Below are 17,060 nucleotides of genomic sequence, written 5' to 3'. Positions count from 1 at the left end.
GCAAACGCCTCATGATTTAAATTAAAGGCCAGGTCTTGGTTTTACCTTTGTAACAAAGTACACTTTGACCGGTTCCGCTTTCCCTTTTAGGATCAGTTCTTTGGTGTCTTCGTATTCAATGTATTCACTCCCACCCGCAGCAAGAAAGGCAGCTTCTGAAACCGCAACTTTTCCAGGAATTCCATGACTTTCGAGCCGAGCCGCAGTATTCACCGCATCCCCAATCACAGTGTAATCCATTCGTTTTACTGAGCCAATGTTACCGACAATGGCTTCTCCAAAGTTGACACCAATGCGCAGACGAAAGGTTCCCGATGGAAGGCCAAGGTCACGATTGATTTCTTCCATTTTTTTCTGCATATCCACAGCGCAGGCCACAGCTTTATATGCATCTAGTTCTGTTTGTTTAGGTGCACCCCAAAATGCCATAATAGCATCCCCGATGAATTTATCCAAGGTAGCTGAATAATGAAAAATTAAGTCTGATAAGGATTCAAAAATTGTATTTAGGTTTTGAAGGACAACACCTGGTGGATTTTTTTCGGCAAAGGTAGTAAACCCAACAATATCAGAAAATAAAGTAGCAATCTCTCTTTCTTCGCCACCTAACTTTATATTGTCGGTAACTATGGTTTCCATGACAGCGGGTGAAAAATAACGAGAAAGCCTGTCTTTTTCTTCTCTTTGTTTTTCCACAAGCCTTCTAGAATCAATCATGTTTTTAACAATGGAAAGTGCTACCGAAACAGAAAAAGCGGCAAAGGCATAATCTTTTAAGAAGGTATGACTTGGATACCATTCCCATTGCATTTCCACAAAGATGTCATTCAGAATGAGAACAATAAATGCAAAAAAACCAAGAGAAACGGTTCCCATAGAAGGAACCTTTCTTCCAAGGAAAATAACATAAAACAATGCTCCTCCAAGTAAAATAGTAACAAAACTCCAGTAGAAGAAAAACTTAGAAAGAAATAGAAAGTTTGGAGATAGAAGGACCATGATAATGGAAATTAAACCAGCGAAATCAATGTATCGATTGGTAATTTTGATCCAACCTTGTCTGACATGGGCAAACCTAACGATAAAATTAAAAAGTAAATGAACAAGACCAATCCAACCTACATACTCTATTTTTTTAATCCAAAATCCATCACCTACCACTGAATAAATGATTTGACTTTGAAACAAAGTATTTAGTGCCATAAAAATGGAACCTAATGCGAAATAAACGGTCGCATCATCTTCATTTCGAAACAAAAACTGCCAATACAAATAAAAACTTCCAAGTAACAAAGTGAGTACGATGACAAAAATCTTTTTGAAGTCATTCCAATACTCAGCTCGTTCAGAATATTTCACAGATGATACGTAAAACTTATCGTGGGAAAGTCCAGGGCTCAGTGGATATTTAGCATAAACTCTAACAGCAAGGACATTGGGTTCATCTGTTTTTAAACTGTCGATGGGGATTTGGTAAAAACGAATTTTATCACTATAGAGAGATTTGTCTTCTAATTGGCTGTTTTCTTCTGTATCCAAAAGAAGACCTGTTCCACCGATAAACTTTCCATTCCAATACACAGCATCTGCTTGGCTGATTTGTCCTAATCGCACAGTTAGGTTTCGCGATTTAAATTTAGTGCGTATGTCTTCTTCTGAAATTTGAATTTCTGTCCGATACCAAGCATAACCTTTGTAAGTTTCCATATACTTATGAAAGTCAGGAAAATATAATTCTCCATCCCCATCCTTCACTTTGTTCCAGGCGGTTTGAATTTGAAACCCTGAGATCCATCCATTTCGAACCGATTCCCCTAAACTATTTTGCGCATGGGCAAATCGTAAGGCTCTTGTTTGTCCGTTTTCTTCATCCAAATACAGATCGTCTTCCTTTGATTCTGTGACTAGGGGGGAGTCACCTGGTTTGAAACTCCATTTATGGACGGATTGGCCAAAGGAAGTTTCTGACCTTAGATCCAAAATTTGGTTGGTGAGGAGGACTTGGGCCGATAGGCTTGAGAGAAATCCCGAAAGAAAAAGGAACGTATACAGGAAACAAAAGAGTCTTTTCGAAAAAACCATGTCGGAAATCGTATAAAAATCAAAAGGAACTGGCAAGTATAAAACATTGGATAAAGTCATCGTGGAAAGTTTAGATTCTGATTTTTCTGGAATCGTCACTGCACCTAACGGAAAAAAGGTGAATATTTTTTTTGCTTATCCCGGAGACGAACTCACAGTTGAGTATGTCAAACGTAGGCCAAGACAAAGATCTTTACGAATCCATGAAACCATCCGTCACCACGATTGGAATTTAGTGAAGTGTGATGTGTTTGGAGAATGTGGAGGTTGCACCGGCCAACATATAGACTACGAAAAACAATTAGAACTTAAATTTTCACCCATCCTCGAATCCTTCAAAAAAGATTTGGGAATTTCCATCACTCCCCTTCCTAGTTCTAAAATTTACGAATACCGCTCGCGAATGGATTTTTCTGTTTTCCCCGGACCAATCATTGGGCAAAGACAAAGGGGAAATTTTAGAAAAGTAGTTCCTATTACTTCCTGTTCTATTCAATCCCAGTGGGCCAACGATGCTCTAAAAGATGTACAATCTGTACTCAACCAAATCCCTGACGTGATCTGGGACAGGAGAAGCGAAGAAGGTGGACTCAAATACCTCACCATTCGGAAAGCACAAAATACAGATGACGGAATATTAATTTTTACTTTTACCGAAGGATATGAATCTCATCCATCAATGGAAAAATTTCGTAACCTTTGTTTGGCGTCTTTAAAACAAGAGTCCTTACTTTTTTGTTACAATAGACCCAAGTCAGAAGTTTCTGCTTCCGGTAGAGCCGAGGTTTTAAGAGGTAAATCTACATTTACGGAACAAGTCCTGGGGGAAACTTTTCAGATTCCTTTTGATTCTTTTTTCCAACCTAACCCATCGGGATTTTTACCTATCCTTTCCTTTATCAAGGAACGATTGCCACAAGCGGGAAAAAACCTAATCGATTTGTTTTGCGGGAATGGATTCTTTTCTTTGTTATATGGTGGTTCATTTCAGAATGTGGATGGTTATGAACTGACTGAGTCCTCCATCGCCATTGCATCCAAAACTTTTGAAGGTCGTTTTCCAAACAAATCTCATTCGTTCCAAATAACAAACCTCTTTATGTCCACAGACCTTCTAAAAGAAAAAGAAGATGCCACTCTCATTTTGGATCCGCCAAGGGCTGGGGCAGGAAAATTGGTAAGCCAATGGATTCGTGATTTTGGACCCAAACATTTGTTCTACGTCTCCTGTAACCCGTATTCCCAAAAGGAAGATGTATCTACTTTCCTTCCCAACTACGATTTTATGGATGGAATCCTCATTGATCCCTACCCACACACTCCCCATACGGAATCCGTACTTTTCTTTCAAAGAAAGTCGATATAAATCCCTTCACCAATTTCGAATTTTCTCCGAAATTAGAAAAGAGGGTACTATGAAGATTCAAAAATCGATTTTATTTTTATGTTTGGCCATTTTAGGGCAAATCGGTTGTGCGAGTGTGATGGTTACCAACTGGACACCGGAAGATTCTGGTTTTAAAACGAAACCAGTTCGTGTATTACTTGGTCATGCAACAGATGAAGAAGTATTTAAGTCCTCAGGGGAAATCATAGTAAGAGATGCAAACGACCTCACTATCAAAAGAGCATATGATTTTTTATCTTTAAATCCCACAGTTTTGAAAGCACCCATTTCAATTCAAAGTAATTCCGAATGGATTGAATACAAAGGTGTGAGTTATCGCGGAACCATCCTACTCAAACCTATCGATGGAAAAGTTTATATCATCAATTTAGTTCCTGTGGAAGCTTATCTGTTATCAGTCGTTCCTTCAGAAGTGAGTGCCTCTTGGCCCAAAGAAGCACTGAAAGCCCAAGCCATCTGTGCAAGAACCTATGTAGTCAGAGAAATGTTAAATCGCAAAAAACAAGAGTTTGATGTGGATACTTCTACCAATACACAAGTTTACAAAGGAAAAAACAAAGAACACCGAAATACTTCTGAAGCAGTATTTGAAACAGAAGGTCTTATCCTCATTCACAAAGGCCAACCCATCCAAAGTTTTTTCCATTCGAATGCTGGTGGTTACACTGAAGACCCAGCCAATGTTTGGGGAAGCCCAGTGGAATATTTAAAACCAGTTCCATCAGAATATGATAAAGATGGTGACCAGTATTCCTGGGAAGAAAAATGGAAAACAGATTTTGTAAATACAAACTTACGCGACTTAGGTGTAGGTGAGATCCAAGATATTATTGTTAGTAGTCGGTTTCCCTCTTCACGTGTGAATGAAATTGAAATCATCGGAGCTTCTGGATCCAAAAAAATCAAAGCAACTGAGTTTCGAAAAAAATTGGGAGCAACAAAATTAAAATCCACTCGGTTTGGAATTCGTAAAGAAGAGTCGGGTGATTTTTATGTGAAGGGACTTGGTTCTGGACATGGAGTTGGTATGTCACAATGGGGTAGTTTTGCTATGGCAAAAAGTCAGTTCAATCACAGGGAAATCCTACAACACTACTTCAAAGGAATCGAATTCGCAAGGATTGTGGCGCGGTAATTTTCACCGTTTTTCGGTTTCCCTCGGTTCCTAGTTTTAGAATCTGACTTTAGGTTCTAAATCCTATGGCTACAGTTGAAGAATACCTCTCCCAAATCAAAGACCTGACGATTGTACCGCCGGTCTTACTTTCCGTACTTTCCCTAGATGACGACAACGAACTCTCCTTTGGGGAATTAGAAAAAAAAGTCCAATCAGACCAAGTGTTAGTAGCAAGACTTTTGAAACTTGCAAACTCACCTTTTTTCTCTAGAGGAAATCCAGTAGCTAACATGAAACAGGTGATCACTCGCCTGGGTTTCAAAACAGTTAGGAGTATGGTGGCGATGTCTATGACAGACTCGTTATTCAGCCAAGGTAATTATAAAAAATTTCGAGATGAAGTTTGGGATCATTCCGTTGCCAAAGGAATATTTGCTCAAATTCTTTGTGAAGAGAAAAAATTCAAAAAAGAGGCAGAACTTGCCATCACTTGCGGACTCATGCAAGATCTCGGACGAATTGTACTCAATACCATTGATCGAACAAAATATGTAGAAGTGCTTACCGAATTTCAAACTTCCGATCTCAGTTTGATTTCCTTAGAGAAAAAATTCTTTGGAGTAGATTCTTTTGAAATTGGAAGTGCGGCAGCAAAACTTTGGAAGATGCCAAGTATCATCATTTCTTCTATTGAAGATTTGTCCAAACCTGCTGCAGAACAATCAACACTCGGCCAAATCATTGGATTTGCAGGAGTGATCGCAAAACTCACGGGTCATGGCAAACAAGAACCAGGAACAACAGAGAAGTTTGAGGAATACAAACAAATCCTAAACCTTGAAATAGAAGACCAAAAAGTATTTTTAACAGCTAAAGACGAAAAACTGAAAACAAACGAACTGTATCAGTTTTGTAGTACACTTTAAAAGTTTTTCCGGGAAACTAAACTTATCTTATGCGAGGGGTTTTACACTGAGAATTCTGTGTAACCCTTCTTTTCCTTTAATTTTTACAGGTTCCAATTCTTCATAACGGTATTTATTCGCATAATCTTCTGGAAGGAAATTGTATAAACCTTCTGAAACATAAACATGCATTGGTTTGGCAATGGATTCCAGTCGGCTTGCCATATTCACGGTGTCTCCAACGGCTGTATAAGAAAGTTTTTGAAAGGAACCAACGTTTCCAACAATTGCTTTTCCTGAAGCCAAACCAATTCCGATTTCCGGAGTGAATCCATAAATCTGTTGCCATTTGGGTTGCCAAAGTTCAAACACTTGCACCATTTCCACGGCACAATCCAAAGCATTTTGTCTATGGTCTTCCTGGAAAACAGGAGCACCAAACAAACACATGATGGAGTCACCGATGTATTTATCGATCATACCACCATATCCCAAAATGACTTCTGTCATTGCAGTAAAGTATTCATTTAAAAAAGAGATAACCTGTTCAGGTTTCATTTTTTCAGAAAGAGTCGTATAACCACGAATGTCTGAAAATAAAACTGATACTTCTTGTTCCTTTCCTTTTTGATCCAGAGAAAGAGTGTTATTCATCAAACTCTCAACAATGATGGGATCAACATACATACCGAAAACATTTTGCATTTTCTTTTTTTCGGTTTCTAAATTTAACTTTTCTTCGTATTCTTTTTCTAATTCCTTTTTGAATTTTTTAACCATCGTATTCAAATCTTGAATTTCAGACTGGTTCATTCCATACAAATCCTGGAATCGTTTCAAACTATCATCCATCTGGATGGAAACTACTTTTTTGCGGTAAATTTCTCGGAACAAATTTCTGAATCGATGTTCCAAAACATTTTTCTTTAACCGGCGTTTGCTGAAGTATTCATTGATTCCCAGTTGGAAGGCATGGATTGGAAGTTGTTTTCCTTCGGCTTTTGTAAAGACAACGACAGGAAGTTCCGAGGGACCAGCTAAATCCATAATGGTTTCCAAAACAGATTCAGAGGAATCCTCTACTTCGGGAAATTGAATTTCAGTAATGAGTAAATCGTACTCGGCTTTTTTGATTTCTTCGGCCCCGTTTTCAAAAACGGAACGCCAAACGAGTTCAATATAATCACCAAACCACTCCACAAGTAGTTGGGAAATGGTATCATACGATTTTTTCTGAGGCTCTAAAACCAGGACACGAACGATTTCTTCTTTTTCTAAATCCACGCGCCTTATTATCCATTCTCTAAAATTTTGTGAAGCGCCTCTTGAAACCGGAAAGAAAATCTTCCCATTAAAAGTCGAAATCCTTGCAAAATCACGTCAGGCCTAGGGGGATCTCCTGAAATATAGAGGTCTGGCTCCGCAGGCCTTTTGCCCATGGGATACAATCCCCCACTCACAGCCTCTGTCCCACATGCAATGAGTGCTTTTGGTTCTGCGATCACATCCCAAGCCGTTTCCAGTGGAGCCACCATATTCTTTCCTACTGGCCCTGAAAATACAATGGCATCGGCATGTTTGGGGCTCGCGACACAACGAACCCCTTCTCTTTCCGAATCAAAAACCGAATTAAAGGAAGCATTCAATTCCGATTCCACAGTGTTGTTTCCTGCGGCCGCAACCTCTCTGTAAAGGAATCCTCTTTTTTTGGTTAATTCCCTGAACTTCTCTTGGTTTGCTGTCAATGGAAAAGGTAAGTCACTTACTTTTTCCATTCGCCCAGAAATGTAAGTGACTTTCAATTCCTCACGATTTAAGGCAAAGGTATAAATAAATCCTGAGTTCCGTAGTTTCCCATCCGAACATTCTGTACAAAGTCCACATTGCAAACATTTACCATAGTCAAACTGAACTTCTGAATCCGATACAATGCGTATGGCCTTTGTTGGACATACTTCTGCTGATTCCGATAAGGAAGTACTTCCCTCTTTCAATTTAGCCGTAGGAACGGGAATCCCTCGACTTGTGGGATGGACTGGAGATGCTGTATTAAAATTTAATACATTTTTAGGAAAAATAAAACTTTTAAGTTCATATAAAAAATTCATAAATCAAACCCAACATAACTAAGATTAAACGATTTATTGTTCAAAGGAAAATCACCAATTTGTTCCCCACGAACAGCAAGTTCCAAAGCATGCCAATTTAATACAGATGGATCGCGGATATAAGAATTTTTTACCAATCCATTGGTATCAAAAGCCAATGAAACAAGGACTGGGCCTCGCCATGCTTCTACACTAGCCGTAAATATTCCCGCTTTTGGTTTCCATTTTTTCCACTCATTTGGTTTTATAGCAGAATTTTTTTCCGACCATAAAAATTCAAAATCCAAATCATCTAAATGTGTTTCCATCCATTTTAAGGATTGTTCAATTTCCGTATAACGAATGTACATACGTGCCCAAACATCACCATTATAATGATGGTGTTCTTCCTGAAGTGGTAAAGGAACCCAACCTGGATAATCGGGGTTACCTATTCTTAAATCATCACCCACTCCCGCCATCCGAGCAACCATACCAGAAAATCCATGTTTTTCTACATCCAACTCGGAGATAAAACCACAACCTTGCATCCTTTCTTTTAAGGTAGAAACAGAAAGTGCTCGTAAAATTTGAGGACGGATTCGTTTAAAATAAACTTTTTTTAGATTAAAAAAAGCATCTTTTGCTTGTTTTGCGGTGATTCGTCCATTGACACGAACTCGTCCTGGGCGAACCGCTGCTTTTCCAAATCGGTTCCCTGTCCATGTCTCCATAAGACCAAGGGCTGCCCCACGATCCGTCACACAAACACCATACAGCGGATAATATCCTATATCTTCCGAGATACCACCTAAGTCACCGATGTGAACAGCGATTCGCTCTAATTCCACTAAAAATGATCGAAATAAGGTAACATCTTTTGAGATGGGTATTCCATACATTTCTTCGTAGATTTTGCTAAAGGCAACCGCATAACCAACACTAGTGTCACCAGAGATAGTTTCAGAAATGGGAAGAATGTCCATAACAGACTTACCAATCATTTTTTCACGAATGGCTCTGTGTTGGAATCCCAACCGAATCGTTAGATGACGAATGACTTCTCCTTCCACCACAAATCGGAAATGTCCAGGTTCAATGATCCCTGCATGGATTGGACCTACTGCATGAGAATAAGTTCCCTCATGAAAAGGAACATGTAAACCGTGATAGGCCAAGTCCCTAACTACGCCTGTTTTTTGATGGAGTGAGAGAGTTTTTCCTCTGTTATCAGATAAATAATCTTCTTCTTTTAGTTCAGAATAATCCTCAAGTCCCATATCTTGTCCAAAGGCATGACGGACAAGCCACACTGGATAAATAGGATCTAATAAAAAATCGATATTACTTTTTTTAGAAACAACTTCTTCCCGAATCATTTTTTGATCACGGATTACATACTGGTGATAAACACCATCAAAGTTAGTAATGCCTGTTATTTTTTCCATATATATTCTGCCATTAAATAGGTTAATCCGTATGTCCCAACAGATACGGTGAATAAAAAACTAAACCAAAAGAATACCAAACGTGTTTGTAAAATTCCATAAAGACTTGTTTCAAAATTTCGATTTGGCAAACGAACAAGCGTTAACACTTTATTTAGAGCTATAAAGAAAAAAATAGCTCCCATGATTGGAAATAGAAACAAAAAGAACATCTTCTGTTTGATGGCAATCTCAATGACTTTTAAATCCAAAACAAAAACTGGTGATAGAGGGAATACAAAAGCAACAAGGAGTGCCAGTAAATACATATACAATGCTTTATGACTGAGAGAAGATGTTTCCAAAATCTGAGAAATATTTCTTTTACCAGCATCCATTCGCAAAATTCCCATGGAGATAAAAACCAAAAGTTTTACGAGAACCGTTGTTGATAACAAAAAATAAAACATATCATCAGATACATCTAACCATAAAAACAAAGTTAACATCCCTGTATGAAATAGGGCCACTTTTGCCGATATCCTGCGAATGTCTTCCCTGGAAAACAACATCAAAGTTGAATACAGTATGGTCAATACCCCAATAAATAGAATTCCATTGGCTGCATTGATCATATGTGGGTTAATTTCCCTTTCCAACTGGATGAGAGGTCGAATGGCAAGAACCACACTCACTGGAACAAAAGACGCGATGAGAGATGATATTTGACTTGGACTTTCCGCATACGTATCCCCCACCCAAAAGTGGTTTGGCACAAGCCCGAGTTTGCCACTATAACCATAAACAGTCAGTAAAATTCCCGTTTCGATCAGTAGCCCACTTTGTCCCACTAACCCTTGTTTTAAGGATTCAAAATCTAAGTTTTCTAATGGTGTTGATGCAAAAAGTAAAATCACAATTCCTAAAAATGCCAAACCAAGTGCATAGGAATTGATGAGTAAAAACTTCCAACCTACATGAAAGGATCTTTCCGTTCCGCTAGAGGAAATGAGTAAGGCACCAAACAAAGTGGAGGCTTCTATCAAAATCCATTTAAGGACAATATTGTCAGTAAACCAAGAATAGAATAAAGAAACAAAAAAGCCAATTTTCAAAAGACTCCATAACCAAATTCGAGTTTGCCCTTTTGTCGGAGCAAAAATCGAAACAAAAAAGATTACCAAAAAAGCAATTACACCGGAAAGATAAAACAATTCCTTCATCATAGTTTTCTCTCCTTAGTATGCATATGTGGAGAAAGTTGCAAAATTCCACCGGAAACAATCACAAGAATTGCATCTAAGAAGGAACCAAACTCAAGCCCAACAGGAAGGCCTTTATCCAAAACCATGGTTAGAACAAAAATTCCATTTTCAAATACACAAAATCCTGCAATGAGGGCAAGCCAATTCCGCCTAACAACAAAACAAAGAATACCAACATACACGAGTAAAATTACATAAATTAATCCAATTTTATGGACAGGAATGGAAAGAACAGACACTCCTTCTGTAATTTTTACAGCAAGTACAAGTCCAAGTACCATAAAAAGTAAAGTTGCCAAGTAGCCAAATCTTGGGGCCGTACTTTCATTCATTTTGGATTTATTTGCTGTCCAATTCAATACCCAAGGAGTGAGGATTCCTTTAAACAAAACAACCATTACAATCAATGAAATTGCATGTTTTAATTCTCCCTCATGAGTTTGTAACACAGGAAAAATTAATAAAAAACCTTGTGCGCTTAGAAAGAATATAATCCGACTGAGCCGGTTCTCAACGAGAACAACAACACCAGTGAGGAGTAACAATAAATAGATAAAATCGTATGCCATATTAACCCCTAAGACAATTTAACCAATGTACCCAATATCAAAATTGCGATGAAGGTAAGGCCCATAAATTCAGGAATCCAAGTCCATTTCCTTCTCACACTATTCGATTCCCAAAACCCCAGAATGATCGCAAGTAGGATCACTATTGGTGCGATCAAAAACTCCCTAGCATAAATATCCAATACTTCGTTTTTAAATAACTTTGAATGTTCCAGCGCCAACTTAACCAAAAAAACGAGTAAAGTTGATAGTTTGATTGAACTTGCCAAATCAAAAAGGCCTAACTGTTTTCCTGAAGCCTCTAAAATCATAGCTTCGTGAACCATTGTTAATTCTAGATGTGTTCTAGGATCATCAAATGGAGGTTTTGCGAGCTCAGCAAGTATGGCAACAAAAGACAATGAGAGGAATAGTAATCCAATGAATGCACCTTGCAAACTAACGGAAATTTCAATATGAGACTGGGCTGCAAGAATCATCAAAATAAAAGTGGGCTCAGCCATAACAGAAAGTAAAATCTCGCGACCAGATGCCATACCTCCAAAAGAGGATGCCCCTTCCATCGCAAAACTTACATAAGCAAACCGGTAAAGTGCTAGGAAAAAAGGAATTAAAATGAAGGGAGCCCATTCAAAAAGTACGATTGTCCAAACCATCATTGCTGAAAATAACGCCACTCTCGGAGCCAAATGGGTAAAATCAGATAAATTAGTGTGTGAGATTGTAGTTTTTCTTAATGATTTTTCCACTTCCCAGAAAAATTGAATTAATTTTGGCCCACGTCTTCCCTGGGCATAAGCCCTTACCTTTCGAATAATCCCTGTTAGAAGAAATGGAAGCACCAGAAACAAAATGACCAAATAGAGATAATATAATGTTATTTCCATCTATAAACCCCCAAAATCACCTAATATCAAAAGTGAAAATATAAAAATTAAAAACATAGAAGAAATAGCCAAGTATTTACTCACATCTTCATCTTTCGGATGGTTTGTTGCTGAAACAAATCTGGTTCCGAGAGTAAAAAAATAAGTGATCCCCTTGATTAAAAATGTATCTACCTTGGATTCCCCAAGTTTATTTAAAAAATAACGACCTAGAGAATTTCGTAAAGGTTCCGAAAAGACTGTGGTTGGAATCGAAAGTTCATGACCGCTGTATCCCCCACCACAGTCCCAATTTTTTGTTTTTGGTATTCCATTCTTTTTAAGTTGGTAAAAATCAAAAATTCGAAAGCTAAATATAACACCAATAGTAATATAAGACACTATGGAAATTGTCCAAAACCATTCGTTTAACATTTTGTCTACGAACGGACTTAACATAGGCAATCGAACAAAATAGGGTAATACCAGTGGAAAAATAAAGATCACTAGGGCCAAACTAAATAAAGAAATAGTTACCCATGCCCTTTGTTTTGGACCAAAGGGTTGGATATTGATGTCCTTACTTGGAGTCGACAAAAACAAACTCATAAACAACTTGATATGAGCAAATCCACCCAGAACAATTCCAAAGAAAATAAAAATCATAGAAGGGAGTAAAAATACAGAACGTCCAATCGGTAGATCTAAAATCCGAGCATTGAGATAGAAGTAAGTTGCTTCTGAAACAAATCCCAATGTCCCAGGAAGGACTGCATAACTAAAAGTACCGGCACCAGCTAACAATGGTGAAATACCCAGTAACCTACCAATTCCTTTTAATTCATCACTAGAACTCGAGTTTTTTAATCGGGCGACCATTCCAATAGAAAACAATTGAAAGGTTTTTGAAAAACAGTGATGGAATAAACTTAGGAAAAATAAAATTCGAAAGGAATTACTTAAATTCATGAGCTCAGAATCAATGGAAAATTGAAACATTCCAGCGATGATAAGACAGAGCCAAAGAAAGTTTATGGATTCCACGGAACTATATGCGAGTGATATTTTTGGATCTTTATGAAAGAAACTAGTGATCCCTCCAAAAAATATCCCAAGAGCAGCAAGCGGAAACAAAATCTGATAAATGATGGGATCCAATTGGTTTGGTAAAACATAACGATAAAAAAGTAACAAGGGGAAAACTTCCAAAACTCCAGCAAAGGATCCCAAAGCATGGGAAGGACCACCTTCATTTACCTTTGGTATCCATAAATGAAAACCGGAGAAACCAGACTTAATCAAAAGTCCAATCAACAAAAGTAAAATTCCAATGGGATCACCATCGGGTAACATAACCCAGGCGGAGAGAAATAAAGCAGCTATACCTGAAGCCAGTAACAAAGAACCTAAACTTTCAATTTGTTTTTTTCCAAATTCAGTGCCCGAATAAATGAGAATGGTAGAAAACGAAGTTACTTCCAAAGCAATAGGAAGGATGAGAGATTTGCCTGATAAATAACACACACCTAAGGCAGACCAAAAAATAATATAACCGACAGTGACTTTGTTTTTTTCTTTCGGCTCATACGACTGAACCAACATAAAGGAAGAAAATCCAATATAGGCCTGAATGACAAGTCCAACTAAAATTGGGAAATCTACGGACAATATATCATAATTAGAAGATAAGAATATACATAAGGGTAACAGAGCGGAAATACCCACCAAAATTGACCGGAAGATTGATTTTTTTTCATCTTCTAACATAACTACCTCAAAATAAAATTTTTAAAGAAAAACTAAGTTTTAGTCAAATGAGGTGGACCACGACGGTCAGGAAATTTAAACGGGAAAAAATGAAAATTACGATGTACTGAAACTAATAAAAAAGGTGAAAGAGTGAGAGAAATGTAAACAGGTGTAGAAGAAATAAACAAAAAATTCTTTTCTTCCCCCGAAGGTTCTTCTAAGTTTTTTTCGCAGGAAAAAATTTCTCCAGATTCGGTAGATTCAAAAACAGAAACCAAGGTTTGTGATTTCCCGATGAACAAAACTGATAGGAGCAGGATGAAAAATATACGTGCTAACAATCAGTGAATCCTCTATCTTGATATTCTCTACGGTCTGATATCTGGGAAGTTATTTTTAGTGAACACTCAAAAAAAAGAATTATACTCAATTCCTGTCATCAAAATGGAACATGTAAACAAAACGTACAACCAAGGTGAACTTACCTTTCCCATTCTGAATGATATCTCTCTTGAAATCGCCGAAAAAAAACTAGTTACCTTAATGGGTCCATCCGGAAGTGGAAAGTCTACTTTACTGAACATTCTATCCGCCATCGAAACTGCCGATTCCGGCAAAATCGAAGTTTTTGGAAACCAATTATCCCTGGCAACAGAAAAGGAACTTACCAATTACAGACGAAAAACTATTGGAATAGTCTTTCAATTTTTTCATTTATTTCCTTATTTATCAGCATTGGATAATGTAGCTCTGCCCCTACATCTTTCTGGAATTCCAAAATCAGTGGCTAAGAAAAAAGCAAACGAAGTTCTTTCGTTAGTTGGGCTTGGCCACAGAAAAGAATTTTCTCCCAAAGAAATGTCGGGAGGCGAAAAACAAAGAGTGTCCATTGCCCGTGCCCTTGTCCACGAACCAAAACTCATTCTGGCAGATGAACCAACGGGGAACTTAGATTCTTTAACTTCGGAGCTGATTATGAAACTCTTTGAAACTTGTGTGAAAGACTTAGGTATATCGGTATTTCTTGTAACACACAATGAACAGATTGGCGAATCTGGGGACATCAACCTTCACCTGTTAGATGGTAAAATCCAAACCAAATGAAAGAGGTATATTATTCTTTTATTTTTGGTTATTTCAAAAACCATTTTCCTAAAATCATGTTATCAATCCTTGGTATTAGCCTAGGAATTGCACTGTTTGTCAGCACACAAATCAATGCTTGGAGAGCCGAACAGACAGTCGTTGACCAAATGATTGGGTATTCTTCGAAAGATTTCATTGGAAGGTATGTGGCAAACAACCAAACCGAGGGGGCGACGGATCGTTTTCTAAAAACACTTGAATCCGTAACACCAGAAGAAATCAATCTAGAACCAGAATTCCAATCTAAGGGAATTCTAAGTTTAACTAATAACCAAATCATTAGCATTCCAGTCATCGGAAAAGACATTCTACTTTCTGGAACTATTATCGATACAGAAAATAAAATGGGAAAATTTCCCAAATATTTAATTAGCCAAACTCTCGCAGACAAAATCCAATTTTTAGGAGGTAAAGCTTCCATATCTATTTGTTCCAGTGATCTTACCCTTCAAAAGGATGATTTTTTAGTCCTACCTGCCGAGGGTTTATTTATAGTAATGGATATTGTTAGACTCCAATCCCTCTGCCATCTTTCTTCACAGTTAACTTCCATTAGATTAACAAAAACTGGCAAAACCATTTCTACCTCTACCTTAATACCCGTCGTTTCCGAACAATGGGTTTATGAATCAAAAGAAACTTTAATTGAAAGGGCAGGACTAGCCTTAGGTTCTTTAAAAATAAACCTTACTATCGTATCTTTGGTCTCTGTTTTAATTTCATTTTTTATGGTTTCCAATATGTTTACGGGACTATTCCTCGCAAGAAAACATGAATTTGGAATTTTACTATCCATTGGATCCAACAAAACAACAAACTTTATGTTATTTTTGTCGCAAGCCATGATCATTGGTTTTTTTGGTGGACTCCTAGGAATTGTGTTTGGAATTTTTATTGCAAACACAAACCTAATCTCCACTGTTAATACAGTAACAGACGCTAACCAAATTCAATCTTACAGAAATATACCAATCTCCATTATTTTTATAGGATTTATCATTTCAATTTGCGGATCAATCATCGCATCTATTTACAATTCCTACAAAACATTTCAAATCCTTCCCATTGACCTCATTCGAGAAAGAGAAACAGAAGAAAACTTAACAATTTTAGGTTTTTCGAAAACAAAAATTTTATACCTCTCTTTACTTACGATTCCTTTAGGCTTTGGTTTAGGATTGATTCGTTTTGCAAAACAAATGGCTCCAGGAATGATTGGAGTTGGGTTCGTCATCCTTGGATTTGTTTTACTTATTTTTCTATCAATCCCCATTTGTATAAAATTATTAGATAGAATTCTTTCGAAATTCAATGTTTCCCCTAGTATTGAAATTGGGTTAAAAGAATTGGCAACGGAACCATGGAAGTATGGACTCACAGCCTCTACGATCATGCTTGCAACCTCCCTTGTTTTTACCTTAACTTGTCTAACCGATAGTTACGAGAAGTCTCTTGTTCGCTGGGTGGACGAAGAAAACAAATCCGATTATTCCTTAATCAATGAAAAGAAATTGAATACGGGAGAGTCAGGTGTTCCTGTTTTCGTTTTTGAAGAGATGGAAAAAGATCCAAATTTTTTCAAAGTAGAACCATTCTACATTGATTCTAAGTTCGTGGTGAATGGAAAATACTACACTTTACATGTATTATCCTTTCCTCCGTCCTATGATAAAAACCAATTGATTGTATCAAAAAATTTATGTTTTTTGGATCATATTTGCACCGGAGATTCAATAACCATCAGTACAAATTTTAATTCACTTGTTTCCATAAAAATCCAAGATGAAAAAGAACATTTTTTTTCAGAAAGAGGAACTATCATGATGGATTATTCCTTTTTTCGAAAAAACTATCATACAAAATTTTTAAGTTCCATTCGAATATTTAAAAACAAAAATCAGAGTGAGGAGGAAACCATTCAAAACCTTCAAAAAATATCTAACAAATATGATTTAAAATACATAAATTTAACCGAACTAAAAAAAATCTATTTAGATGGAATGAACCAAGTGTTTTCCATTTTAGATACATTAAAAATTTCAGCACTATTCATTTCAATACTTGCCCTCTCTACCTCACTCATTTATTTTATCAAAGAAAAATCAAAAATTCTGGCAGGCCTAAAAGCAATTGGAATGGACTCATTCCAAATATTTCAACTGATATATTCCCAAGCCCTCTTCCTAGTTACCCTTGGATTTTTTGCCGGTGTTTTAAATAGCCTCATTCTCTCCCCTATTGTCATTTTTGGAATCAATCGAAATGCATTTGGATGGATACTTAATTTCCAATACCCAATCCACTTTGTAGTAAAACTCCCGATACTAATCCCTCTCATTAATGTCCTCATTTGCCTCATACCATTTTATTTTCTAGAACGAATGAGAATTTCAAAAGAATTGAAATATGAATAATTCTTTACCGAAAAAGCACTACTAG

Annotated in this window: 14 protein-coding genes; 5 read left to right on the top strand and 9 right to left on the bottom strand. The window is 37.2% G+C overall.

Features of this window, described 5'->3' with window-relative positions:
• Window positions 1-21: 21 nt before the first annotated feature.
• Window positions 22-2,082 (bottom strand): adenylate/guanylate cyclase domain-containing protein, encoded by a 2,061-nt coding sequence (locus EHQ24_RS00810; protein ID WP_135599960.1) that lies wholly within the window; start codon window positions 2,080-2,082, stop codon window positions 22-24.
• A 61-nt stretch (window positions 2,083-2,143) separates the two neighbouring features.
• Here EHQ24_RS00810 and EHQ24_RS00805 point away from each other — a divergent pair, with 61 nt between their 5' ends.
• The 3 genes from EHQ24_RS00805 (at window position 2,144) to EHQ24_RS00795 (ending at window position 5,533) form a co-directional block, all read left to right on the top strand.
• Window positions 2,144-3,448: a class I SAM-dependent RNA methyltransferase gene (locus tag EHQ24_RS00805; RefSeq protein ID WP_244310249.1), complete on the top strand. Its 1,305-nt coding sequence runs from the start codon at window positions 2,144-2,146 to the stop codon at window positions 3,446-3,448.
• Window positions 3,449-3,497: 49 nt separating this feature from the next.
• The gene (locus EHQ24_RS00800; protein ID WP_135599819.1) at window positions 3,498-4,625 is read left to right on the top strand and encodes a SpoIID/LytB domain-containing protein; all 1,128 of its coding nucleotides are present in this window, start codon (window positions 3,498-3,500) and stop codon (window positions 4,623-4,625) included.
• A 65-nt stretch (window positions 4,626-4,690) separates the two neighbouring features.
• Window positions 4,691-5,533 carry an HDOD domain-containing protein gene (locus tag EHQ24_RS00795; protein ID WP_135599818.1) on the top strand — a complete coding sequence of 281 codons (843 nt, stop codon included), beginning with the start codon at window positions 4,691-4,693 and terminating at the stop codon, window positions 5,531-5,533.
• Window positions 5,534-5,560: 27 nt separating this feature from the next.
• On the opposite strand, the gene EHQ24_RS00790 is transcribed toward EHQ24_RS00795, so the two are convergent.
• From EHQ24_RS00790 to EHQ24_RS00755, 8 genes are read right to left on the bottom strand one after another with little or no spacing between them, the layout of a single operon-like run.
• On the bottom strand, window positions 5,561-6,796 hold the full coding sequence (locus EHQ24_RS00790; RefSeq protein ID WP_135599817.1) for an adenylate/guanylate cyclase domain-containing protein: 1,236 nt from the start codon (window positions 6,794-6,796) through the stop codon (window positions 5,561-5,563).
• 8 nt (window positions 6,797-6,804) lie between these two features.
• The gene (locus EHQ24_RS00785) at window positions 6,805-7,620 is read right to left on the bottom strand and encodes an NADH-quinone oxidoreductase subunit B family protein (protein ID WP_135599816.1); all 816 of its coding nucleotides are present in this window, start codon (window positions 7,618-7,620) and stop codon (window positions 6,805-6,807) included.
• Window positions 7,617-9,047 carry a hydrogenase large subunit gene (locus tag EHQ24_RS00780; RefSeq protein WP_135599815.1) on the bottom strand — a complete coding sequence of 477 codons (1,431 nt, stop codon included), beginning with the start codon at window positions 9,045-9,047 and terminating at the stop codon, window positions 7,617-7,619. The genes EHQ24_RS00785 and EHQ24_RS00780 overlap by 4 nt, the downstream gene beginning before the upstream one ends.
• The gene (locus EHQ24_RS00775) at window positions 9,035-10,252 is read right to left on the bottom strand and encodes a proton-conducting transporter transmembrane domain-containing protein (protein WP_135599814.1); all 1,218 of its coding nucleotides are present in this window, start codon (window positions 10,250-10,252) and stop codon (window positions 9,035-9,037) included. Before EHQ24_RS00775 ends, EHQ24_RS00780 begins: the two co-directional genes overlap by 13 nt.
• Window positions 10,249-10,860 (bottom strand): formate hydrogenase, encoded by a 612-nt coding sequence (locus EHQ24_RS00770; protein WP_135599813.1) that lies wholly within the window; start codon window positions 10,858-10,860, stop codon window positions 10,249-10,251. The genes EHQ24_RS00775 and EHQ24_RS00770 overlap by 4 nt, the downstream gene beginning before the upstream one ends.
• An 8-nt stretch (window positions 10,861-10,868) precedes the next feature.
• Complete coding sequence (locus EHQ24_RS00765; protein ID WP_135599812.1) at window positions 10,869-11,747, bottom strand: NADH-quinone oxidoreductase subunit H; 879 nt, start codon at window positions 11,745-11,747, stop codon at window positions 10,869-10,871.
• Entirely contained in the window at window positions 11,748-13,493 is a 1,746-nt protein-coding gene (locus EHQ24_RS00760) for a proton-conducting transporter transmembrane domain-containing protein (RefSeq protein WP_135599811.1), read from the bottom strand. It lies immediately after the preceding gene.
• A 32-nt stretch (window positions 13,494-13,525) separates the two neighbouring features.
• Window positions 13,526-13,816, bottom strand: coding sequence for a hypothetical protein (locus EHQ24_RS00755; RefSeq protein WP_135599810.1), 291 nt, complete (start codon window positions 13,814-13,816; stop codon window positions 13,526-13,528).
• A gap of 58 nt (window positions 13,817-13,874) precedes the next feature.
• Here EHQ24_RS00755 and EHQ24_RS00750 point away from each other — a divergent pair, with 58 nt between their 5' ends.
• Both EHQ24_RS00750 and EHQ24_RS00745 read left to right on the top strand, forming a co-directional pair.
• On the top strand, window positions 13,875-14,579 hold the full coding sequence (locus tag EHQ24_RS00750) for an ABC transporter ATP-binding protein (RefSeq protein WP_425270062.1): 705 nt from the start codon (window positions 13,875-13,877) through the stop codon (window positions 14,577-14,579).
• Window positions 14,576-17,035, top strand: a complete 2,460-nt coding sequence (locus tag EHQ24_RS00745; RefSeq protein ID WP_135599809.1) for an ABC transporter permease — start codon at window positions 14,576-14,578, stop codon at window positions 17,033-17,035. The genes EHQ24_RS00750 and EHQ24_RS00745 overlap by 4 nt, the downstream gene beginning before the upstream one ends.
• Window positions 17,036-17,060 lie beyond the last annotated feature (25 nt).

Source organism: Leptospira noumeaensis, from assembly GCF_004770765.1.
Lineage (GTDB): Bacteria > Spirochaetota > Leptospiria > Leptospirales > Leptospiraceae > Leptospira_A > Leptospira_A noumeaensis.
This window is presented reverse-complemented; position numbering and strand designations above follow the sequence as displayed.